This is a genomic window from Sorangium sp. So ce375, assembly GCF_051473855.1.
GTDB lineage: Bacteria > Myxococcota_A > Polyangia > Polyangiales > Polyangiaceae > Sorangium.
This window is the reverse complement of record NZ_CP150335.1, coordinates 8,052,197-8,072,764: the sequence shown is the minus strand read 5'-3', so window position 1 is coordinate 8,072,764 and position 20,568 is coordinate 8,052,197. Positions and strand designations below refer to the sequence as shown.

Genomic DNA, 20,568 nt, shown 5'->3' with positions numbered 1-20,568 from the left:
GCGGCCTACCGGCGTCGATCGGCGGTGACAGGCTCGACCCAGACGGGCGAGGATGCGCACCATGACCACCGACGTCACCGGCTGTCACGGCACGCGCGAAATCGAGAGGCGCCTTGCGTTCGGCTTCATCGCCGCGTGCGTCGCCGCGGGCTGCCGTGACCAGCCGCCGCGGCCGACCGCCGAGAGCGCGCCGCCCGTCGCGGCGAGCTCATCTGCCGCGGTCGCATCGGCGAGCAGCGCTGCGCCGCCGGCGCCGTCCGCATCGCCCGCGTCGCCGGTCGTGCCCGCGCCGAGCGCGCGCCCGCTCACCGACAAGGAGAAGCAGGCCCTCGCCACGTACAAGGCCGCCTTGGCGAGAGGCCGGCTCGCGACAAAGAAGGGGGACTTCGACGCCGCCACCCGGGCGTTCACCGAGGCGCTCGCCGCGGATCCGAGCGACCCGCGGGCGCTCGCGGAGCGGGGCTTCGTGCACTTGAACGGCGGCAACAACAACGAGGCGTGGGGCGATTTCGACTCGGCGCTCGCGGGCGCAGGTGATCCCGAGCTCCGCTCCCAGATCTGGTTCAACTTCGGGCTCCTGCGCGACCGGACCGGTGATGCCGAGGCGGCCCGGGTCGCCTACGCGAACGCGCATCTGCTCAAGCCCTCGGCGGCGACGCGCGGCAAGCTCGCCGGCAGATCGACGTGCACCGTGGAGGTTCGCAAGGCTGACCTCGAGAACGCCGAGCTCGTGAAGGACTGGTTCGAGCTCCTCGCGCGCGTCGGCCCTGCCGAGGAGGCGCCGGGCGACGCGACGAGCGAGGCGGCGGCGCGAGAGCGCGTGTGCAACCCTGACGTGAGGTGGCCGCACCACAGCCCGTGCGCCGGCGATCCGCCGTGGGTCATCCCCCGCGACTACATGATGTACGTGTACCACACCAACCATGTGGTCTTTCCGCGCAAGCCGGAGGGGTTCCTGGTCGTGAACGGCGGTCACTCGGGGGGCTGGCCCGCGCGCTGCCAGGGAACGCGCAGCGTGAGCGGCTCGGTCGAGGGGGATCTGCTCGTGGTCGAGGGCGCCTTCGACGGCGCGGGCGCGGTCATCGACGGAGAGCTCAGCGACGAGACGCACTGCCGGGACGGCGTGAGCTACCGCGAGCGGACGTTCTATGACGTGCGCACCGGCCGGGCGATGGTGGCGCTGCGCTGGTCGGCTGGGAGCGAGGCCGATGTGAAGGTGCAGGGCGGTCAGGTGGTCGTCTCTGGCGGCGGCTGTAACGAGCGATTCCGGCTCGGCATCAGCGCCAGCACGAAATAGGCCACGAGGTGCGCTGCGCTCGGGCCGCCTGCCGCCAGCGTCCCCGCCTCAGGGTGGCTGATCGCCGTCATAGGCCACGCGTGGCGCCCGCGGCATATCCGGGGCGGGCGCCGGGAACCGGGGAACCGGGAAAGAAAAAACGGCGCGATCCCTCGATTGCACCGACCGCGCCCGGACGCTCTGAAACCGGACGTTCTGATAGGAGAGTCCCGGTGTCGAAGGCGGCGAGAAAAAGAATCGACTCGAGGAACTTTTCTGTTGCGCAGCCGGTCCAAGGAGAGTACTTATTCCGGACACGAGGATTCGCCATGTTTAGCCGCCGCGACAACAAGCAGATCATCTCCACCCTGTCCAAATCGGGAACGCCCGATGCGGTCGTGGCATGGGATCGCCTGCTGGGTGGCGAACATTTGGCGCATAATCCAGGCTACGCCTGCGGCCTCCGCCCGTCGCGGAAGCTCGGTAACCCGGAGAATAGCGCCTAGAGGCAGCTAAGCACGCGTCGATCGACGACGTTCGCGAAGGCCGCCTCGGGAAACCCAGGCGGCCTTCGGCGTTCTGGGGGCTTGTAGGCTGTCGGCCCGCTGCGGTTATCGGCCCGCTCGTGGGCTGGAGATCTGCCGTGGGCTGTCGGCCTGCTGGTGGGCTGGAGATCTGCTGTGGGCTGTTGGCCTGCTGTGGATTGCTGGCTGCTGGCTGCTGGCTGGTCGAGGAGATGCGTTGTCTTGCGCGCAGCGCGCGATGTCGTCGCGCGCTGTGGTGGGGGAGTTGCGCCCGGAGAAAGGAGGCGCGGCAGAGAATGCGTTGGGAGCATTCGATTCGAGAATGAGCGCCACGGCGCGCGTTCATGACGCCGGGTAATGCTTTCGCGGAATGTCAGGCGTGTTTTGGCCTGCTGACAAGGCAGGTCGGGCGGAGGTGTGCCCTCCGCGCGGACCCGTAGCTCAAATGGGTAGAGCAGCCGCTTCTTAAGCGGACGGCTGGAGGTTCGATTCCTCTCGGGTCCACCTGTGTCTCGCCTGCGCAGCAGCGCCGGTCCTGGGACACCTGATCTGTGACAACCCAGGATGATGTAGATGGAGGCGCGTCGCGCCTCCATGTTCCGGTGTAGCTCAATGGTAGAGCGTCCGTCTGTTAAGCGGGTCGTTGGAGGTTCGATTCCTCCCGCCGGAGCCGCGCCCCCGTCCCGGAGGAAGGCCCGCCTCGCTCACGCGAGGCGCCGGTTCGCCGCCGGCCTGGGGGCACGTAGGCGCCTGGCCTGAACAGGCGCTGCGGGATGTAGCCTAGTGGGAAGGCGCCTTATCTGGGGTGAGGAGATCCGCCGGTTCGATTCCGGCCATCCCGACGATGATTTGCGTGGGTGTTTCTCTTCTGGTGAGGAGGGCAGGTTGTGACCCTGCGGAGGCGGGTTCGATCCCCGTACGCCCACCCAGGACGGGTCGGACATGCTCGGTTATCTTTGGGAGATCAACCCGAGCGCGATCTCTTTATCCGTCCTCTTTTGCCCGGGGTCCCGGGCCGGAGGTGGTGTGATGGCCAATTATGTGAAGCACTTCGCCGGGCTGGTCACCCCGCAGCGGCAGAAGGCCCGCGCCGATCAGGTGAAGAACAGCGCCGGCGGCTTCGCCTTCGCCCTCGACGAGTGGGCGAGGCTCGACCGCTGGCTGATCCTCGGCGCGGAGGGGGGCACCTACTACGCGACCGAGCGGAAGCTCACGGTGGAGAACGCCCGCGCCGTCGAGGCGTGCCTCGCCGCGGACGGTCCTCGCGCCGTGCAGCGCATCGTCGACATCAGCGGCTCGGGGCGAGCGCCGAAGAACGCGCCCGCGATCTTCGCGCTCGCGATGGCCGCCGCCAACGAGAAGCTCGAGACCCGGCAGGCCGCCCTCGCGGCCTTGCCCGAGGTGTGCCGCACCGGGACGGATCTCTTCCACTTCGCACGCGACGTGCAGGGCTTCCGAAAGTGGGGGCGCGGGCTCCGGTCCGCTGTCGCCGCCTGGTACAACGGCAAGCCCGTCGATAGGGTCGCGTACCAGGCGATGAAGTACCAGCAGCGCGACGGCTTCAGCCACCGCGATCTCCTGCGGCTCTCCCACCCGGTCGCGCCGACCCCGCAGCACGACGCCCTTTACCGCTGGATCGTCGGCGGCATCGAGGCGCTCGGCAAGGAGTCGACGCGCGGCAAGGCGCTGCCCTTGACCGAGCTTCCGGGCGCGGTGCGCGCGTTCGAGTCGCTCCGCGCGGCGACCAACCGCAAGCAGGTCACCGCGCTGATCAGGCAACACCGCTTCACGCACGAGATGCTCCTGACCGAGTGGAAGAACGACCCCGCGGTCTGGGAAGCGCTGCTCGAGCACATGCCCCAGACGGCGCTCCTCAGGAACTTGGGGAAGATGACCGCGATAGGCCTGCTCTCGCCGATGAGCGAAGCGTCCCGCAGGGTGGCGCAACAGCTCACCGACGCCGGTCGGCTGTCCGCGGCGCGGGTCCACCCGATCGCCGTGCTCTCGGCCCTCAAGGTCTATGAGCAAGGCCACGGCGAGCGCGCTCGCCGGCGCGCCAACGCGCTCTCGTGGACCCCGGTCCGCGAGGTCGTCGACGCGCTGAACGAGGCGTTCTACCTCGCGTTCCGGGCGGTCGAGCCGACCAGGAAGAAGCACCTCCTGGCGCTCGACATCTCGGGGTCGATGACCAGCGGCTCGATCGCCGGCGTCCCTGGCTTGACGCCGCGCGTGGCGAGCGCAGCGATGGCCATGGCGACGGCGAGGATCGAGCGCGAGTACGGCGTGGTCGGCTTCTCGGCGGCGTCGGGCGGGTACGGCGGCAAGTGGGGCGGGGGCGTCTCTGGCCTCACGCCGCTGTCGATCTCGCCGGAGCAGCGGCTCGACGACGTGTTGCGCTCGGTAAACGGCCTCCCCTTCGGCGGCACCGACTGCGCGCTACCGATGATCTGGGCGAAGCGGAACCGGGTAGAGGTCGACTCGTTCGTCATCTACACGGACAACGAGACCTGGGCGGGCGGCGTTCACCCGTTCCAAGCGCTCAGTGAGTACCGGCAGGCGATGGGCCGACAGGCCAGGCTGATCGTCGTCGGGTTGACGTCGACCGGCTTCTCGATCGCCGATCCCGCGGACCCCGGTATGCTCGATGTCGTGGGGTTCGACGGGGCGGCCCCCCAGGTGATGGCGGATTTCACCCGGGGTGTCTCGTGATAGACAGCGTGACGGACGGGCTCCGCCAGCCCGTCCGTCCGACGCGGGGGCGCCGCACAGGCGCCCTCCTTTTGCGGGACGCCGCCATGATGGATGGCACCTGTCCTTCACCAATTTGCCCGGGCTCTCCCGGGCCGCGGAGGGACAGTTCTCGTGGTTCGACTCCAGCGTCCCGCTCTCAGCAATAGCCCCCGAGCCCGAATGGATAGGGGCCGGCCTACGAAGCCGGTCGATGCGGGTTCGAGTCCCGCCGGGGGCGCCGGGATCCTCTCTCCGTCGCCCGCTCTCTCGCCCGATCCGGGCCGAAGGACGACGGTTCTCGGATCCCGACCTTGCCGCCGTAGCTCAGCCTGGTAGAGCACCTGACATGCCGTTCTCCACCCCTTTGCCCGATCCGGGCCGAAGGAGGACGGTTATCCGTTAATCTGGATGACGCGGGTTCGAATCCCGTCGGCGGCGCTGGTTTGCCCTCGTATGCATCTGGTGAGGCAGCCTGATTGTCGATCAGGTGAGGGGAGTTCGATCCTCCTCGGGGGCGCCTTGGGGTGTCGCGTCATGGAGACGGCGGAGCCTCCAAAACTCCTGCGAGAAGGTTCGATTCCTTCGCACCTCGCCGCGCAAATTGAGCGCGACGGGCCCAATGAGATCGATGGATGATCGTCCAATGAACAAGGAGGTGAGGGAAGTGGGGGGACAAGGAAAGGGGCGTGCGATGATGAAGATCTGACGCCAGCGCCTCTGGCTTCGGGGTGATAGTTCAACCGGGAGAACACTGCCCTCGCACGGCAGGGATCGAGGTTCGACCCCTCGTCGCTCCACCGGACGGGCCAAAGCTCGTGGGTTACCATGCCGCTTGGCAGTTCCCCCTTGGGGCCTTCCCACGGCGTTCCTTGCCCGTTCGTTCGTCTCGTTGCCGAGGCGGGCCGCCGGCCGGCGGACCGCACACCGTGTGGGCGCGCGGCGCCCGGCGGCCCGCCTCCTTTTTCTTTCGATGATCCCGCGGTGGTAGCTCAACGGTAGAGTGCGAGCGTGCCAGGCTCGCGACGGGAGTTCGATTCTCCTCCACCGCTCCGGTCAGGGGACCGCACCTCGCGGAGGCCCGCTTCCGCGATAGCGCGGCGCCGGGGTCGCCCGCCGGCCTGCTCTCTTGATCCGTGACCCTGTCCCCATCTCGCTAGAGGTTTAGGCGGCCGGATTTTCGCTCCGGAGACGCGGGTTCGAATCCCGCTGGGGACACCGGGCCGCTCCGCTCGCCAGCGTGCTACTTCGGGAGCCCGCGCCCGAGCGAGCGAGCCTGCCAATTTCACCTTGATGATAGATTTCTGGGTGTGGCTCAACCTGGTAGAGCACCGGCTTCGGGAGCCGGGGACTGGGGGTTCGAATCCCCCCACCCAGACCGCGGAGGGGCGACAGCCCCGCCGCGACGCGCGACGAAGACCCTCTGGGTGTGGCTCAACCTGGTAGAGCACCGGCTCGGGGAGCCGGGGACTGGGGGTTCGAATCCCCCCACCCAGACCGCGTCGCGCAGACGTCACCGTGACGGAACGGCATACGTGGCAGGCTGAGATCCTGCGCCCTTCGGGGTATGTGGGTTCGAGTCCCACCGGTGACACCCTGCCCGGGTGGCGAAACGGCAAACGCTGCTGGCTTAGACCCAGCCATCTGGGGGTTCGACTCCCTCCCCGGGCACCGATTGCGTCTAACCTGGAGTGACGTCATGAAGAGAAAGAGACGATAGAGAGGTGGGCCATGACCGCGCAGACGCTGCTTTTGACGCCATGGATGGTGCCCCATAAGGTCATCCCGTGGCAGACCGCCGTCACGATGAGCTTCCTGGGCAAGGTCGAGGTCATCGAGGTGTACGACGACGTGATCCGGTCGCCGTCGCTCTCCATCAAGGCGCCTGCGGTGGTGCGGCTGAAGCGGCCGACGCTGGGGATGAAGCGCGGCGTGAAGTTCTCGAGGCTCAACGTCCTCCTGCGCGACGGCTTCCGCTGCCAGTACTGCGGCGAAAAGAAGGTGGCCCGTGAGCTCAACTACGATCATGTCATCCCGCGTGTGCAGGGTGGCAAGACCGTCTGGGACAACATCGTCGCTTCCTGCTACGCGTGCAACTCCGCCAAGCGGGGGCGTACGCCGGAGCAGGCCGGCATGAAGCTGCTCCGCGCCCCGGTGAAGCCGAAGTGGCTGCCGCCGGCGCCCGTCATGGGCCTGAGCGAGCGGCGCATCCCGGAGGTGTGGGCAGGCTACTGCGCGAGCTCGGGGTGAGCTGAGCCCCACGCGCCGGCGCGTCCACGGCCCGTCGTGCAGACGGCGGGTCGGGCGCGCCGACGCGCGTCGGGGCTTCCGCCGGCGGCCGCGCGGGTGCAGGATGGCCAGGCATGGAGACGCGTCAGGCCGAAGGCCGCGCGGAGGACGAGGACGCGCCGTTCCCCGCGATCCTGCGGGGCTGGCTCATCGAGGGAGAGCTCGGCCGCGGCGGGATGGGGCGCGTCTTCCGGGCGCGGCACCCGAAGACGCGGGCGCGGGCGGCGATCAAGGTGCTGCTCGGCGACTACGCCCGCCGACCGGACGTCGTGGCTCGCTTCCGGCAGGAGGCGATCGCCGTCAACATCATCAACCACCCCGGCATCGTCCGTGTCTTCGACTCCGGTGAGCTCGAGGACGGCTCGCCCTACATCGTGATGGAGTACCTGGACGGGCGGGGGCTGCGCGACTGGGTGCAGGCGGTGCCTGCCGCGGATCGACCGCGGCAGGTCGTGCGGCTCGGCTACCAGATCGCATCGGCCATGGCTGCGGCCCACGCGTCCAAGGTCGTCCATCGCGATCTGAAGCCGGAGAACATCATGGTGATCGACGACGAGCTCGCCCCCGGGGGCAGCCGCGTCAAGATCCTCGATTTCGGCATCGCGAAGGTCCTCTGGGGTGGCCTTCCCGAGGTGCTGGAGCTGGATGCGGGCGGGCCCTTCGTGCCGGCGGCCGTGCCCACGATTCGCACCGAGCTCTCGGCGCCGACGGCGCCGACGGTGGCGATCGCGCTCGACCCCGCGTGCGCCGTCGGTCTGGCGGGGGGCACGACCGAGCTCGCGAGCGTCGCCGCGTCTTCGGGGGGCGCGACCGAGCCCGAGAGCGCCGTCGGCTCGGCGGGGATCGCGAGCGGCGCAGAGAGCGGCGCGAGCTCGGCGGCGGAGAGCCGAACGAGCTCGACAGCGGAGAGCGACCCGCGCGAGGACGACGCGCTCCGGAGCCTCCCTCGCGTGAGCCTCGGGAGGCCCGCGATAGAGCTCCTTACCGCGCCGGTAGAGATCCCGCCCGGAGTGGTCTCCTCCGCGGCGGGGCGCGTGTCCATCGAGCCCGCCGGGCCCCCGGCGAGCGGCGGGGGCGCGGGACAGCCCACGATGCCGTTCACGCAGGAAGGCGTGTGGGGCCTCGGGACGAGGAGCTACATGGCGCCGGAGCAGGAGCGCCACTCCGGGAGCGTCGACGTCAAGGCGGACGTCTACTCCCTCGGCGTCATCCTGTACGAGCTGCTCGAGGGACAGACGCCCGACGCGCCGCGCGGCGCGTGGCCGCCCCCGATGAGCGCCGCCACGCCGCCCGATCTCGTCGCCCTCGTCCACCGGGTGCTGTCGTTCGACCCCGATGCGCGGCCGCGCATGGCGGAGGTGGCGACGGCGCTGCACCGGCTCGGCCGGGCGAAGAAGGAGCTCGACGAGGCGCTCTCGAGGTGGGTCGCGAGCGGACGGGCCCCGAGGCTCCTGCCGCGCGGCAAGGCGCTGCACGAGCTGTCCGCGTGGGCCCGGGACATCGACGACCTCTCCGGCCTGGAGCGCAGCTTCCTCGACGCGGCGGTCGGGGCGGAGGCGCGTCGCGAGCGCCTCACGCGGGTGCTCCTCGCGCTCGGCATGGTCTTCTTGATGGGCATGGTCGCGACGACCACGGTGTTCTGGGTGCACGCGACGCGGGCGCGCGCGACGGCCGAGGCTGCGGAGCGCGCCGCGCGGGAGCACAGCCGCCTCGAGGCGGCCGCGAACGCTTCCGCGCAGGAAGCGCTCGCGAAGATGACCGAGGCGCAGCGCGCCACCGAAGAGGCGCTCGCGCTCGCGATGAAGGCGAGCGACGACGCGAAGAGCGCCAACTCCGCCAGGGAGTCGATGACCGAGGCGAAGCGCCTGGCCGAGAGCGCCGAGCTCCGCGCGAGGCGCGCGGCCCAGGCCGCGGCCGCCGCGAAGGCGGAGGCCGACGCGCGCTACGAGCAGTCGAGGAGCGCCATGGAGCGCGAGATCGCCGGGCTCGAGGTCGACCGCGAGCGCCTGTCGGCGCGGCTCGGACAGGCCGAGAGCGATCGCGAGAGGACGATTGCCGCCCTTCGCTCGAGAGAGCAGGAGCTCAGGGCGACCCTGTCGGAGCTGAGGCGCGAGTCCGCGCGCGTGGGCTCGCTCGAGCGCAGGCTCGACGACGCCTCCGCGCAGATCGCGGCGCTGGAGAGGCAGAACGAGGAGTGCGCCCTGCGGCAGCAGAGGGCGCAGCCGCACCCCGAGCCTCCCCCTGACGGGGACACGGCCCCTTCAAACGAAGAGCGAGAGGAGAGCGCGACGCCGCCGGCCGAGCCTCCGGTCGATGCGAGGCCACGGCGGGCGCCCCGCTGGCGATGGCGGCACGACACGACGATATAGCCGTGGACTCGGAGGGGAGCGGGAGACGTGGGGCTCGCGCCGCGCGCTCGAGCCCCGCGCGCCGCGTGGGCTCGGGCTAGCTGAGGGTAGGTATCTCCTCGCGGCCACGGTTGCCCCCGCGCGCGTCGACGATGCGCACGGTGCTCGCCTGAGGCCCCTCGTCGCCGTCCTCTTCGGTGTAAGCGACGCCCATGCCGACCCTGAGATCGGAGAACGGCGCCGATACGATGCTTCGCTCGTGGAAATAGATCTCCCGACCGTCGGTCGTCGTGATGAACCCGTAGTCGTTGAACAGCTTCGTGATGACGCCGGCCGTGTCCTGCGCCGGGTGCGACTTCACCTCGCTCCGCTGCTCGTCAGCGAGCTTCTTGAGCTGGCGAGTGGCGCGATGGAACACGTCGCGCACAGCCGCCGGCAGCAGGTTCCTCGCGGCCCGCTCCTCGCTCACGATCTCGTGCTTGCCGGCCACGTGAAGGTCGACGCGCACGCGGTACTCTCCGCCCGTGCCCATGCTCGCGTGGTCACGCTCGACCACCACCGCGCAGCTGTTGATGTGGTCGTTGAAGCGCTGGATCTTGTTCGCCTGTTCCCGGATCAGCTCCTCGAGCGAGGGGCTTTTGCCGATGTGTCGGAAGGTGAGCTCCACTTGCATGCTCTCTCCTTTTATCCTGCGTCGCTTGGACGCGTCGCTGCAGTCGCTGTGGGTCGCTGATCCGTATCAGCCGATTCGAGCAGATGTGTGGGAGTTCCGGTCCGCTGACCGGACGCTGTCGGCCTCGCGATCCTCCGCGCGGACGCTCGGGGCGCGCGCCGCTCCGGGGCCGCCAGCACAACGACGTCGTGCACCAACCGGGCCTCCTCAGGCAGGAACGGGATCTCCCGGAGATCGGCCGAGGCGAAGACCCCACCCCGACGCGCTGGCTCCTCGATGTTCAGCGCGCGCTCCACGCTGGGCTCCAGGGGGGAGGGCCCGCCCCCGATGTCCTGCCCGGACACGTGGTTCGGCTTCAAATCACGCTGTAGCATCATCGGTGTGCGTCTGCTTCGCCGGAGGCGCGGGCTCCGAGGGATTGTCCCTGCGACCGTGAACACCTCGCGTGTGTTCGGTGTGAACAGGTAGCAAGTTCGCTGCCACGGCTGCTCAGCGGCGCGGCAGCCACGGGGCGCGCACCTTCACGGTCGAGCGCGCCGGTCGCGCGCGCGGAGGCGCAGGCTCTGCGCGGAGGGAGCAAGTTCTTGCGTCCCTCGTGGATCTCCAGGCTGGCGCGGTGGTGTGGCATGAAGCGACGGGGCGTCCTCTCCTGGGGCAGTTTGCGACATGCAGCGCGCTTCACGTCATTCCATCGCGCTTCGTCGGCGCTCCACGTGGGTCGAGTCCGGGAGCGGTGCCGCCTACTGCCGACGAGCTCTTCCATCAGGGGGCGCCGCGCGGGCTGGTGGTCAGGGCGAGCGCTTCCGGGGGAAGGCGCGACGCGGAGGCCCGCCCGCCGTGCCGATCGGGAGCACGGTGCGCACGGCGTGTCGTAGTGCCGTCGTGCGGCGCAGGAGCAGCGATAGGACGGCGCGCACGAGGGCGAGCGCTCGCGCCTCGAGCATCGGGGCGCTGCCGGCTCGCGCTCCTCCGCTCGGCGCGCCTCACCGCGCTGCGCCGTGCGCCCCCAGCTCGCCCTCGCGACGCCGCGGCGCTCGTCCGGAGCCTGCCTTCGCGCCGCTCTGGCCCTGATCTCGCGCTCGCTTCTCCGCGCCTGGGTGCTTCAGCGGATCTCGAAGACGTAATCCGTGTCGTAGGTGCGGACGAAGAGCTTGCCGTCCTTCTCGACAAGGAACTCGGGCCCGCTCTTCAGCGGGAGCTTCGAGACCACCTTGCCGGTGGCGCGCTCGAGGACATAGAGGAAATCCGGCTCGGCTGTGAAGCCGTATCCGCAGAGGAGATGATCTCCGCGCAAGAGGAAGTTCTCGGCGTTGCAGACGAGCGGCGCGCTCTGCCAGAGGAGCTGTCCAGAGGCGAGATCGATGGCCGACAGGTAGGCGTTCTTGCCCTTCGACGAGGCGGCGTACGTCCTGTGCCCCGACGAGATGTAGAGCACGCCGTCGTCGACCTCGGCCCAGCCGACCTGGCCCTTCACGAACCCGGCTTCCTTGGGCGCGAACTCAGGTGGCATGAGGAAGCTCTCGAAATCGAAGAAGGCGACGACCGTGTGCGCCTTGTCGAGGATCGCGACGAAGCGCGCCTCGGCGAAGCTCGGGCCGTAGAACAACGCGAGGTGGTCCCCGTGACCGATCGCCTTGACGAGCGCTTGATCGCGGTAGCGCTCGGGAACGAAGGAGGGGAGGGGGGCGCTCTCCCCGCCTGCGTCCGCGCTCGGTGCCGGCGTGATCATCGGCAGCGAGAGGCCGTTCGTGGTGAACCATGCCGCCTGGTCGGTGATCTGGTTCTTCTTCTCGGCGACCTTCACGAGGCGCGGCGCGGCGGAGCCTCCGGCCGGCGCGCGCCGGAAGAGCGCCTGACCGAACGGCGGCGGCGGGAGCCTCACCGGAGACCTGCTGTCGAGCGCTGTGCCAGCCGCGGCGTCGCCCGCGGCCACCAGCGCCGGCTGCGCGTCGCCGCGGGGGTGTGGCGCGGGCTGCGGCGCCGGAGCGCCGTCCTGAGGCGTCGGCGTCGCGGCGCCGGCCGCGACGGGGCGCGTCGCGGCGTCCTGGGAGGCGCGCGCCGGCGGCGTCGGCGCCGGCTGGCACGCGCTCACGGCGAGCAGCGCGGCGGCGAGCAGACGCGCAGGGCGAGATAGGCGAGGTGGGGGAGGGGCGGCGAGCACGCGCGCAGCGTACCGCATTCGCGCTGGTGAGGGGGCGCTCCGCGGCGCGGGGGTTCAGCGGGCGGGCATGAAGGAGAGGTTAAGCGTGTAGGGCCCGGCGTCCCGCGAGCGGTACGCCTCGACGAAGATGAACAGGGGCACGCCGCCGTCGACGGCGATATCGGTCCTCTCGTCGTCGCCTGCGATCGCCCCTTCGATGCACGCGAGCTGGGGGCCCATGCAGCCGGTCCGCACGTAGAAGCCCTGGTCGGTCGCGGAGGACAGCACAAGCCTGAGCGTGCCGTCGCTCGGTGGCGTGAACGCGTGGATCCTCTCCCGCGTCCCAGGCCCGGTGCAGGTGCCCTCGAACACCATCGTCCCGGCCGTCGTGTCGCCCGGGTTGGCGCCCAGGATGGCCACGGGCGCGTCCGCGCAGAGGTCGTCGAGCTCCGCGGTGCACTCGGCGGAGCAGCCGTCGCCGTTGGTGGTGTTGCCGTCGTCGCACTCCTCGGGCCGGCTGACGGTGCCATCTCCGCAGGTGGCCGGTGAGAACGACAGATCCAGCGTGTACGGCCCTCCGCCAGCGGACGTGACGGCGTCGACGAAGATCGGCACCTCCTGGTCCTTGCGCACGGCGATCGCGATCTCCTCTTCTTCAGGCCCGGCGCCCGAGGGGGCAATAGCATCCTTGCACGCGAGCTCGGTGGACCCGTCCGCGCACGCCGTGCGGGCGTAGAGGGCGTGATCCCTCCCCGACCGGAGCACCACGCGGAGCATGCCCGACTGCCCAGCGGGAGGCGTGAACAGGTGGACATCCTCGGGCCCCACGCCCCCGCATCTGCCTTCGAACACGCGCGTTCCGAGCGACGTATCGCCTTCGATCGTCGTCGTCGTCACCGGCGCGGCGTCCGCGCAGGCTGCGTCGACGAGCGGGCGGCAGGTCGCGGCGCAGTCGCTGTCCGCGCAGTCGACGCGATCGTCGCCCTCGTCGTCCTCGCCGTCGGAGCAATCCGTCTCGCCGAGCTTGCAGAGGCCGTCGAGCGTGTCGCACACGCCGAGCGCCGGGCACTGCGAGTTCTCGGTGCACCCCGGGACGCACGCCATGTGCTCGCCGCTCATCTCGCTGCACCTGTAGCCGTCGCGGCAATCGTCCGGCCCGCTGCACGGGAGGAGGCACAACCCCAGGCCCTCGCCGAACTCTTCACAGAGGCCTCCGTTGGGACAGTCCCCGACGGCGGGATCGCACTGGCCTGCACAGGCTCCGGACGGCCATCCCCACTCGCGCTCCGTGATGCAGTAATCCTCGGGGCAGGCCGCGTCGTAGGTGCACGCCGCGCCATAGGGGGAAGAGCTCTCTCCGCCGGCGCCGCCGGTGCCCGTCGGGGCCGCGCCGCCGGTGCCCGTGGGCTCGGCGCCGCCCGAGCCGCCGGTGCCTGTCGGGTCGGCGCCGCCGGTGCCCGTCGGGTCGGCGCCGCCGGTGCCCGTCGGGTCGACGCCGCCCGAGCCGCCGGTGCCTGTGGGCTCGGCGCCTCCGCTGCCGCCCGTGCTGGTCGCGCCCGATGTCCCGGCGCCGCCGGCGCCGCCATCGCCACCTTCAGCGCCATCGCCGCCGCACCCTGCGGTCGTCGAGAGCGCGAGCACAAAGAGACCTGCAACGAGTCGTACGTTCATCCACCCGCTCCGCCAGAAGAGAGATCGTCGAGACGCGAGGTGCGCTCCACCCCACGGCGCAGCGCTGCACCATCTTCAGTGCAACGGCTTCGCCTGCCAACCCCCGCTTCGCGGCCTCCGCGTTCGCTGACCTGCCGCGCTCGCCGCCTTGTCCTGCGCGATGCGCGCAGGACAGCGGACCTCTTCGTGGAGAGAGGCCGGCTCGCGGGGGCATCGCCGGACGGCGCGAGGAGCGACTGTTGGCTCGTTTGGGCGTCTCGGGATGGGTGGAGGAGCGACTGTTGGCTCGTTTGGGCGTCTCGGGATGGCCGGAGGAACGACGGCTGGCTCGCGGCGGCATCCCGAGATCGCCGGGAGAGCGACGGCGGGCCCGTGGCGGCATCCCGGGATGGTCATGAGAGCGACGGCTGACCCATGGCGGTATCCCGGGATCGCTCGCCGGACGCCGCGTGGGCCCGCGGGAGGCGGCGCCATTACATCGCGTGCGCCCGTCCGGCTGGCCTGTGGATGCAGAGGCCGTCTCGTCCCCAGGAACTGCTCTTACGAAGGCGCTGTCGTCGGCGTCAGAAGCGCCCTCGCGCGCCGAACACGGCCCCTTCTGGCCCGGCTTCCAGCACGCCTGCGCTGATCCACCTCGGGCTCGCGGTGACCGCCTGTGGCGCGGTCTTCGGCTCGGTGAGGAACAGGACGAGCGCCGTCCCTGCCCCGGCCAGGCCGACCGCGAACCCGATGGTGCTCACCGTGGCCAGCGTGTTCGCGCTGTTCCCGGCGTCGCGCCCTGTCGTGTCGCATGCCTTCGGGTCCGCGGCGTGGATCCCGCTGCCGCAGTGCTCGTCGATGGTGCCCTTCTTGCCGAGCACGAGCGCGCCGGTGATGCCGCCCAGCGCGAGCCCCGCCGCACCGAGCCCGCCCGCCACGACCATCGCCGTCCGGCGGCCTCCCGGGCCCGCCGGCGTGTCCGGTCCGGCCGGCGCAGGCGCTGCCTCGGGCCCCGCCGGCAGCGGGGAAGGCGGAGGCGGCCTGGGCGGTGCCGGTGCCGGCGTTTCGCTCAGCCCCAGCGTGAGCTGCTTCGTCTCGCCCTCGGCGATCGTGATCCGCTGTTCCCGGACGGGGCTTCCGGGCGTCTGGATCGAGATCCGGTGCTCTCCGGGATCCACGGGCAGGGCGAGGCCCAGCGCGGCCTCACCGAGCTCGACGCCGTCGCGGGTCACCACGGTCCCGGCCGTGGCGCCGGGCGGCAGCGAGAGCGCGAGCTTCGGCACGCGCGGGGCGAGCCGCTCGAGCTCCTGCTTCGAGAGGCTCGGGCGTATGCCCTGGCGGGCTTGCTCCGCGGGCGTCAGCCGATCGAACCGCGCCAGGTAATCCTTGAAGTGCGCGGCCGCGGTGGCGACGTGGCCCCATTGTGCCTCGCAGGAGGCCAGCGTGAAGAGCGTGCCGGGCTGAGGGTCGATGCGCTCGCTCTCGGCGAGGGCCTTACAGCCCGTCTCGTAGCGGCCTGCCTGCATGTCGGCGAGCCCTCGCTCGAAGAGCGCCTCGGCGGCCGCGATGTCCTGCGCCGCCGCAGGGATGGAGACAGAGAGCAGGCCGAGGACGGCGAGGAGGTGCGTGGAGCGTCGGAAATAAGGGGTCATGCGCTGGCACTCAACAGGAGAGGAGCGCCCGCGGGACACGCGAGCGCGGGCGCGGTGGGCGGGCCGATTGGAGCACGGTGGCGGGAAGGTGGGAAGGCGGGAGGAATGGAGCTTTCTGCCCTCGGGACGGCGCGTGCGTTGCTCGGCGGCAGGCCAGGTCACGTGTGTGCTGGGCGCGGAGCGGCGTCGCGGTGGGGCGCAGCTCAGCGCCGCCCGTAGGGGGACGTGGAGGTGCTCTGCAGCGTGGCCGGCGTCTTGTTGCCTGGGGCTGGCCTCGTGCCCGGCGGTGAAGCGTTGCCCGCGACCCTGGCCGCGGAGGTGTTGGGGCGGACCGCCGTGGGCGCCGGTGCCGTGGAGGTGGGCGCCACCGCCGGCGATGGCGCGCGTGGAGCCGCAACGCCCGTCGAGGTCGTCGAGGGGGTCGGCGCTGGCGCAGCAGCGGTCGACGGCGTCACGGCGGGGGTCGGCTCGGGCGCTGCCGCAGGGGTCGGCTCGGGCGCTGCCGCAGGGGTCGGCTCGGGCGCTGCTGCGATCGTCTCGCGCGCTGCAGCGGTCGCGGGGGCGTCGGGCGCCGCCACCGGCTCACTTCCGCGTCCGTTGCGCAGCGCGAGCCAGCCAACAGCGCCCAGCAGCGCGACGAGAGCGAGCGCCGAGAGCCCGGCGGCGAGCGGCCCGCGGCGCGAGCTCGCCGGCCTGACCGGGACGCCGGACACCGGGACGCCGGTCGAGGCCCCCAAGAGCGCCGGACCCGACGAGCGCGCGTCGCGCGGCGGGACCAGAGCTCCCACCGGTGCGGGATCCATCGTCCCGAGGCCGGGGGGCACCGCCGTGGCGGCCGGGACGACGCCGGGCCAGGACGGCGCGCTCGGGAGCGTCCCCCGGCCGCCGGCCACGGGGACGCCGAGCACTTCGCCGAGGGCCCGTATCGCCTCGGTGGCCCGCTGGAAACGCGCGGCGGGATCGACCGCCGTGGCCCGGGCGAACCACCCGTCAAAGGCCGGCGGCAGCGCCACGCCCATCGCGCGCGCCCGCTGCTGCGGCGCCTCCTGCGGGCCGCGGACGGCGATCATCGCGAACGCGAACACGCCGTCGACGGTGCTCGCCTCGGGATCCCAGTACGAGGCGCCCACGAGCAGCGTATAGGCCATCATGCCGAGCGCGAAGACGTCCGCGGCGCCGGTGAGCTTGGTGCGGCCGTGGAACTGCTCGGGGGACATGTAGAGCGGCGTGCCGAGGCTGCTCGTGGCGCCGGCCGCGGTGGCGCCCTCGGCGACGAGCTTGGCCACGCCGAAGTCGAGGATCTTCACGCGGACCGAGCCGTCCTCCCGATGCGAGAGGAAGAGGTTCGCGGGCTTGAGGTCGCGGTGGACGATGTTCGCGGCGTGGGTGCGGTCGAGGGCCAGCGCGGTCTGGTGGAGGTAGGTCATCGCCTCGGCGGGCGGGAGGCGGCCCGCGCGCTTGATGCGCTCGCCGAGCTCCTCGCCGCGGAGCAGCTCCATGACCAGGAAGGGCACGCCGGTCGCCTCGTCGATGCCCGCGTCGAAGACATCGACGATGTGCTCGCTCTCGATCTTCGCCGTGATGCACGCCTCGGCCTTGAAGCGCCTGCGCATCTCCTCGCTCTGGAAGAGGTGCGGGTGCATCACCTTGAGCGCGCGGTGGCGCTCGGTCTCGAGGTGGACGACCTCGTGGACGGCGCCCATGGCGCCGGCGGCGATGAGGCGCACGACGCGGTAGCGGCGCGCGAAGACGGTCCCCTCCGCAAGCGCTATGGCCGACACGGCAGGACGGTCGCGCCGCGGGCGGGCGGCGTCAAGAATGCAGGAGGCCCGTGAACCGTCGCCGCTGGGGAGCGCCGCCATGAGGCTCATCGATCCCGCCAGCACCCTCCGTCTCGAGGTTGCGGGCGGACGAGAGCAGGCTCGACGCTGCGTAGTGAAAGCTCCCGCCGCGGACCACGCGGGTCGAGGTGGAGGTGGTGTTGGCGCAATTATTGCAAATGCCGGCTGGGTACGGACTCGCGTACCAGTCCAGGACCCATTCCCACATGTTCCCGGCCAGGTCCGCCTGCCCCCACTTCCCATCGCCCTCCTGTGACCTCGACCCGACGGCGTGGATGTCGCTGAACGCGCACGAGTCCGATCCAGACCCGTCAGCGGCGCAGTTATACACCGCGTGATCCGTATCGATGATGTCATTCCTAGCCGATTCCGACCAGGGATATGGCCGCTGCTCGTCCCCTCCCGCTGCCGCGTAGTTCCACTCCGCCTCGGTCGCCAGCCGCCCCCCGTCCCACGCGCAGAACGCGAACGCCACGTACCAGCTTAGGCAGTTCACCGGAAGGCGCTCGTGATCACCGGCTGCATCCGTCCACGTCTGGTAGCGTGAGTCGCACTTCAGCGCAGTCTTCAGCGCTGCTGCGTCGACGGGCAGGTTGCTGTTCCACGCCTCATTCCACCCGCTGCCCTCAATCAGCGGGTGCGTCCCCGCTTCCGCTGCCGGCTTGCTCCCGGGATACGCCTCCACGAACTTCCGGAAACGACCCACCGTCACCTCGAACCGATCCAGCAAGAACCCGCTCACCGTCGCCGGGTACGCTGCGTCGTTGCTCCGGTTGAAGGTGCCTCCGGGCACCGCCTCCCCCGTCGCGCAGCAGCTCTCGTTGCTGTCAGGGCCGCACATCTCGGCCAGTCCGACACAGCTCCGCGGCGTGACGCACGTTCCTCCGCTGCACACGGGCGCTGCCGCACCACACGGCTCCGCGTCCTCCCACGCCCCGCGCTCTCCGCACCGCTGCGGGCGATTGTCCTCCGAGCAGCGCACGTCCCCGCTCCCGCCATACACCGGGGCGCGCCTCACCTCGATCGATCTGACGGAGATCCAGCCTGCAGAGTACCGCGCCGACCTCGTTGTTCTGCTGCTCGACGGCGACACCCCGGTCTGGGTGCTCATCGTCGAGGTCCAGCTCGACATCGCCCCCCGCAAGCGCCTCACCTGGCCGGAGTACACGATGGGAGCGCGCGCCGCTCACCGATGCCAGGTGGGCCTTCTCGTCGTCGCTCCCGACCCCGACGTCGCCGCGTGGTGCGCAGCGCCGATCGAGACCGGCATCCCCCGGCTTCGTCCTGCGTCCGCCGGTGCTGGGGCGTGAGGCGGTTCCGATCGTGACGGACCCCGCCGAAGCCGCCCGCCGGCCCGAGCTGGCGGTGCTCTCCGCCATGGCGCACGGCGGCGGCGAGCAGGGGGCGAGGATCGCCGCCGCCGTGCTGCCCGCGATCCGGGAGCTCGACGAGGAGACGGCCAGATTTTACGGCGATCTCGTGCTAAATTCCCTGAACGAGGCGGCCCGGAGGGCCCTGGAGGCGATGATGAAGGGCTACGAGTACCAGAGCGAGTTCGCCAAGAAGTACGTCGCGCTGGGGCGTGACCAGGGGCGCCGAGAGGGAGAGCGTGCCGTGCTGCTGCGGCTGCTGCGCGCTCGTTTCGGCGAGCTGCCGGAAGCCGCCATCGCCAGAGTCGAGGGGGCCGAGATCGCAGCGATCGAGCAGTGGGCCGAGCGGGTGCTCAGCGCGAAGACCCTCGCCGAAGTGCTCGACGAGCCGAGCTGAGGGGCGCTGCTGGGGATTTCGCCTGACAGCGCGATGCTGCCGGCGCGCCGGCGCGGCACAGGGGAGCCCGCGGCGAGCGCCGTCGGCGTTCTTCGTGCCCTCGACGGGCGTGGCGCCGCGAGGGAAGTGCTTCGTTCATCAATCGTGGTGCCGTGAATTTATGGTGTCCTCACGCACCGGGCACCGACGTTGTGGAAACGGAGAGCCGGGGCTTCGCCGCTGCGAGTGGATGAGCGCTGGGCATACGCATCGCTGCGGAAGCCCCCGCCCCGGATCACCCGAGGCGAGATAGCGGCTATGTTGGCGCAGTCGATGCACTCGTCGGGGTATTCTGCGTACCAGTCCAGAACCCACTCCCACAGGTTCCCGGCCAGGTCGGCTTGTCCCCACCTCCCATCTCCCTTCCGCGATCGCGACCCGACGACCTGGATATCGCTGAACGTACACTCGCCGGACGCGGACCCATCCCCTGTGCAGTCATACACCGCATAACTGTCATCGATGGTGGTCGGGCTCGCCGGATTCGACCAAGGATACTCCCGCTGCTCGCTTCCTCCCGCTGCCGCGTAGTTCCACTCCGCCTCCGTCGCCAGTCGGCCACCGTCCCACGCGCAGAACGCGAACGCCTCGTACCAGCTCAGGCAGTTCATCGGCAGATGCTCGGTACCTTCGTCCGTGTCCCTCCACGTCTGGTGGTCGGTGTCGCACTTCACCGCGGTCTTCAGCGCGTCGGCGTCCGCCGGCAGGTTGCTCGCCCAAGCTGCCTTCCACCCGCTCCCGTCGACCTCCGAGTGCGCCCCCGCGCCCGCCGCCGGCTTGCTGTCGGGATACGCCTTTACGAACCTACGGAACCTCCCTACCGTCACCTCGAACCGATCGAGCAGGAACCCGTTCACTGTAGCTGGATACGCTCGCTCGTTGCCCCGGTTGAACGTGCCCCCAGGCACCGCGTCCGCGGTCGCGCAGCAGCTCTCATCCGTACCCGGCCCGCACGTCTCGGCCAGTCCGACACAGCTCGGCGGTGTCACGCATGTCCCTCGACTGCACACGGGCGCTGCCGCACGACACGGCTCGGCGTCCTCCCACGCCCCGCGCTCATCGCACCGCTGCGGCCGGTTGTCCCAGCAGCGCACGTCCTCCGGGCCGCACTGCCCGGTGCACTTCCCCTCCACGCACGTCTGACCGTCGCACTCTTTCCCGCCGGGCGTACACTCCTCTCCGCCTCCAGCTCCCCCGCTCCCTCCCGTACCCGGGCCGCCTCCCGGCCCGTAACCAGCCTGCCCTCCGGCGCCGGCATCACCTCCGGTCCCGCTCCCGCCGCCAGCCTGCCCTCCGGCGCCGGCATCACCTCCGGTCCCGCTCCCGCCGCCAGCCTGCCCTCCGGCGCCGGCATAGCCTCCGGTCCCGCTCCCGCCGCCAGCCTGCCCTCCGGCGCCGGCATAGCCTCCGGTCCCGCTCCCGCCGCTGCCGCCCCCCAGCACGTAATAGCTGTCCTCTAGCCCTGCCAGCGTCGCACACCCGCCCGCCGTGAAAGCCCACGCCGCCCACAGCCAGCTCGCGCGCTTCCTCTTCGCCATATCTTCTCTTACTGCCGCCCCGCAGCCGCTGTCCACCGCGGCGCGCCATGCTGCGCGAGCCGATTGCGGTCCCCGCGGCGCGCGGAGATGCCATGGCGCGGCTA

General features: G+C 70.9%; 14 protein-coding genes and 14 tRNA genes. 21 read left to right on the top strand and 7 right to left on the bottom strand.

The window, feature by feature from the left end:
• The first annotated feature begins 61 nt into the window (after window positions 1-61).
• The 19 genes from WME90_RS29810 (at window position 62) to WME90_RS29720 (ending at window position 9,185) form a co-directional block, all read left to right on the top strand.
• A complete protein-coding gene (locus WME90_RS29810) occupies window positions 62-1,297 on the top strand; it encodes a tetratricopeptide repeat protein (protein ID WP_437275402.1) in 1,236 nt (411 codons plus the stop codon).
• A gap of 308 nt (window positions 1,298-1,605) precedes the next feature.
• Window positions 1,606-1,782, top strand: coding sequence for a hypothetical protein (locus WME90_RS29805; protein ID WP_437275401.1), 177 nt, complete (start codon window positions 1,606-1,608; stop codon window positions 1,780-1,782).
• A 448-nt stretch (window positions 1,783-2,230) separates the two neighbouring features.
• A tRNA-Lys gene (locus WME90_RS29800) sits at window positions 2,231-2,304 on the top strand.
• A gap of 94 nt (window positions 2,305-2,398) precedes the next feature.
• A tRNA-Asn gene (locus WME90_RS29795) sits at window positions 2,399-2,470 on the top strand.
• A gap of 99 nt (window positions 2,471-2,569) precedes the next feature.
• Window positions 2,570-2,642 (top strand) — tRNA-Pro (locus WME90_RS29790).
• A gap of 12 nt (window positions 2,643-2,654) precedes the next feature.
• Window positions 2,655-2,729: transfer RNA gene (locus tag WME90_RS29785), tRNA-His, on the top strand.
• A 100-nt stretch (window positions 2,730-2,829) separates the two neighbouring features.
• Window positions 2,830-4,509, top strand: coding sequence for a TROVE domain-containing protein (locus WME90_RS29780; RefSeq protein WP_437275400.1), 1,680 nt, complete (start codon window positions 2,830-2,832; stop codon window positions 4,507-4,509).
• A gap of 187 nt (window positions 4,510-4,696) precedes the next feature.
• Window positions 4,697-4,768 (top strand) — tRNA-Arg (locus WME90_RS29775).
• A 75-nt stretch (window positions 4,769-4,843) separates the two neighbouring features.
• Window positions 4,844-4,968, top strand: a tRNA-OTHER gene (locus WME90_RS29770).
• 7 nt (window positions 4,969-4,975) lie between these two features.
• A tRNA-Asp gene (locus WME90_RS29765) sits at window positions 4,976-5,047 on the top strand.
• 208 nt (window positions 5,048-5,255) lie between these two features.
• Window positions 5,256-5,327: transfer RNA gene (locus WME90_RS29760), tRNA-Ala, on the top strand.
• A 181-nt stretch (window positions 5,328-5,508) separates the two neighbouring features.
• A tRNA-Gly gene (locus tag WME90_RS29755) sits at window positions 5,509-5,579 on the top strand.
• 92 nt (window positions 5,580-5,671) lie between these two features.
• Window positions 5,672-5,745 (top strand) — tRNA-Glu (locus tag WME90_RS29750).
• Window positions 5,746-5,831: 86 nt separating this feature from the next.
• Window positions 5,832-5,905 (top strand) — tRNA-Pro (locus tag WME90_RS29745).
• A gap of 45 nt (window positions 5,906-5,950) precedes the next feature.
• Window positions 5,951-6,024: transfer RNA gene (locus WME90_RS29740), tRNA-Pro, on the top strand.
• Between the two features lie 15 nt (window positions 6,025-6,039).
• Window positions 6,040-6,121, top strand: a tRNA-Leu gene (locus WME90_RS29735).
• 4 nt (window positions 6,122-6,125) lie between these two features.
• Window positions 6,126-6,198 (top strand) — tRNA-Leu (locus WME90_RS29730).
• A 93-nt stretch (window positions 6,199-6,291) separates the two neighbouring features.
• Window positions 6,292-6,777 (top strand): HNH endonuclease, encoded by a 486-nt coding sequence (locus WME90_RS29725; protein ID WP_437275399.1) that lies wholly within the window; start codon window positions 6,292-6,294, stop codon window positions 6,775-6,777.
• A 113-nt stretch (window positions 6,778-6,890) separates the two neighbouring features.
• Window positions 6,891-9,185 (top strand): protein kinase domain-containing protein, encoded by a 2,295-nt coding sequence (locus WME90_RS29720; protein ID WP_437275398.1) that lies wholly within the window; start codon window positions 6,891-6,893, stop codon window positions 9,183-9,185.
• A 76-nt stretch (window positions 9,186-9,261) separates the two neighbouring features.
• On the opposite strand, the gene WME90_RS29715 is transcribed toward WME90_RS29720, so the two are convergent.
• The 6 genes from WME90_RS29715 to WME90_RS29690 all read right to left on the bottom strand — a co-directional run bounded on the left by WME90_RS29715 (window position 9,262) and on the right by WME90_RS29690 (window position 17,961).
• The gene (locus tag WME90_RS29715) at window positions 9,262-9,837 is read right to left on the bottom strand and encodes an HPF/RaiA family ribosome-associated protein (RefSeq protein ID WP_437275397.1); all 576 of its coding nucleotides are present in this window, start codon (window positions 9,835-9,837) and stop codon (window positions 9,262-9,264) included.
• A 1,102-nt stretch (window positions 9,838-10,939) separates the two neighbouring features.
• Entirely contained in the window at window positions 10,940-12,016 is a 1,077-nt protein-coding gene (locus WME90_RS29710; protein WP_437275396.1) for a hypothetical protein, read from the bottom strand.
• Window positions 12,017-12,052: 36 nt separating this feature from the next.
• Window positions 12,053-13,648 carry a DUF4215 domain-containing protein gene (locus tag WME90_RS29705; protein ID WP_437275395.1) on the bottom strand — a complete coding sequence of 532 codons (1,596 nt, stop codon included), beginning with the start codon at window positions 13,646-13,648 and terminating at the stop codon, window positions 12,053-12,055.
• A gap of 563 nt (window positions 13,649-14,211) precedes the next feature.
• On the bottom strand, window positions 14,212-15,279 hold the full coding sequence (locus WME90_RS29700) for a hypothetical protein (RefSeq protein ID WP_437275394.1): 1,068 nt from the start codon (window positions 15,277-15,279) through the stop codon (window positions 14,212-14,214).
• A gap of 203 nt (window positions 15,280-15,482) precedes the next feature.
• Window positions 15,483-17,060, bottom strand: coding sequence for a protein kinase domain-containing protein (locus tag WME90_RS29695; RefSeq protein WP_437275393.1), 1,578 nt, complete (start codon window positions 17,058-17,060; stop codon window positions 15,483-15,485).
• Between the two features lie 31 nt (window positions 17,061-17,091).
• The gene (locus WME90_RS29690; protein ID WP_437275392.1) at window positions 17,092-17,961 is read right to left on the bottom strand and encodes a formylglycine-generating enzyme family protein; all 870 of its coding nucleotides are present in this window, start codon (window positions 17,959-17,961) and stop codon (window positions 17,092-17,094) included.
• Between the two features lie 121 nt (window positions 17,962-18,082).
• On the opposite strand from WME90_RS29690, the gene WME90_RS29685 reads away from it, so the two are divergent.
• Both WME90_RS29685 and WME90_RS29680 read left to right on the top strand, forming a co-directional pair.
• Window positions 18,083-18,430: a hypothetical protein gene (locus tag WME90_RS29685; RefSeq protein WP_437275391.1), complete on the top strand. Its 348-nt coding sequence runs from the start codon at window positions 18,083-18,085 to the stop codon at window positions 18,428-18,430.
• 13 nt (window positions 18,431-18,443) lie between these two features.
• Window positions 18,444-18,887 (top strand): DUF4351 domain-containing protein, encoded by a 444-nt coding sequence (locus WME90_RS29680; RefSeq protein ID WP_437275390.1) that lies wholly within the window; start codon window positions 18,444-18,446, stop codon window positions 18,885-18,887.
• A 158-nt stretch (window positions 18,888-19,045) separates the two neighbouring features.
• Here the strand turns inward: WME90_RS29680 and WME90_RS29675 are convergent, their stop codons facing one another.
• Window positions 19,046-20,464: a formylglycine-generating enzyme family protein gene (locus tag WME90_RS29675; protein WP_437275389.1), complete on the bottom strand. Its 1,419-nt coding sequence runs from the start codon at window positions 20,462-20,464 to the stop codon at window positions 19,046-19,048.
• Window positions 20,465-20,568 lie beyond the last annotated feature (104 nt).

Coding starts and splice junctions, on each gene's coding strand:
- WME90_RS29810 (WP_437275402.1), top strand. CDS start 62: ATGACCACCGACGTCACCGGCTGTCACGGCACGCGCGAAATCGAGAGG.
- WME90_RS29805 (WP_437275401.1), top strand. CDS start 1,606: ATGTTTAGCCGCCGCGACAACAAGCAGATCATCTCCACCCTGTCCAAA.
- WME90_RS29780 (WP_437275400.1), top strand. CDS start 2,830: ATGGCCAATTATGTGAAGCACTTCGCCGGGCTGGTCACCCCGCAGCGG.
- WME90_RS29725 (WP_437275399.1), top strand. CDS start 6,292: ATGGTGCCCCATAAGGTCATCCCGTGGCAGACCGCCGTCACGATGAGC.
- WME90_RS29720 (WP_437275398.1), top strand. CDS start 6,891: ATGGAGACGCGTCAGGCCGAAGGCCGCGCGGAGGACGAGGACGCGCCG.
- WME90_RS29715 (WP_437275397.1), bottom strand. CDS start 9,837: ATGCAAGTGGAGCTCACCTTCCGACACATCGGCAAAAGCCCCTCGCTC.
- WME90_RS29710 (WP_437275396.1), bottom strand. CDS start 12,016: ATGCGGTACGCTGCGCGCGTGCTCGCCGCCCCTCCCCCACCTCGCCTA.
- WME90_RS29705 (WP_437275395.1), bottom strand. CDS start 13,648: ATGAACGTACGACTCGTTGCAGGTCTCTTTGTGCTCGCGCTCTCGACG.
- WME90_RS29700 (WP_437275394.1), bottom strand. CDS start 15,279: ATGACCCCTTATTTCCGACGCTCCACGCACCTCCTCGCCGTCCTCGGC.
- WME90_RS29690 (WP_437275392.1), bottom strand. CDS start 17,961: ATGTGCGGCCCTGACAGCAACGAGAGCTGCTGCGCGACGGGGGAGGCG.
- WME90_RS29675 (WP_437275389.1), bottom strand. CDS start 20,464: ATGGCGAAGAGGAAGCGCGCGAGCTGGCTGTGGGCGGCGTGGGCTTTC.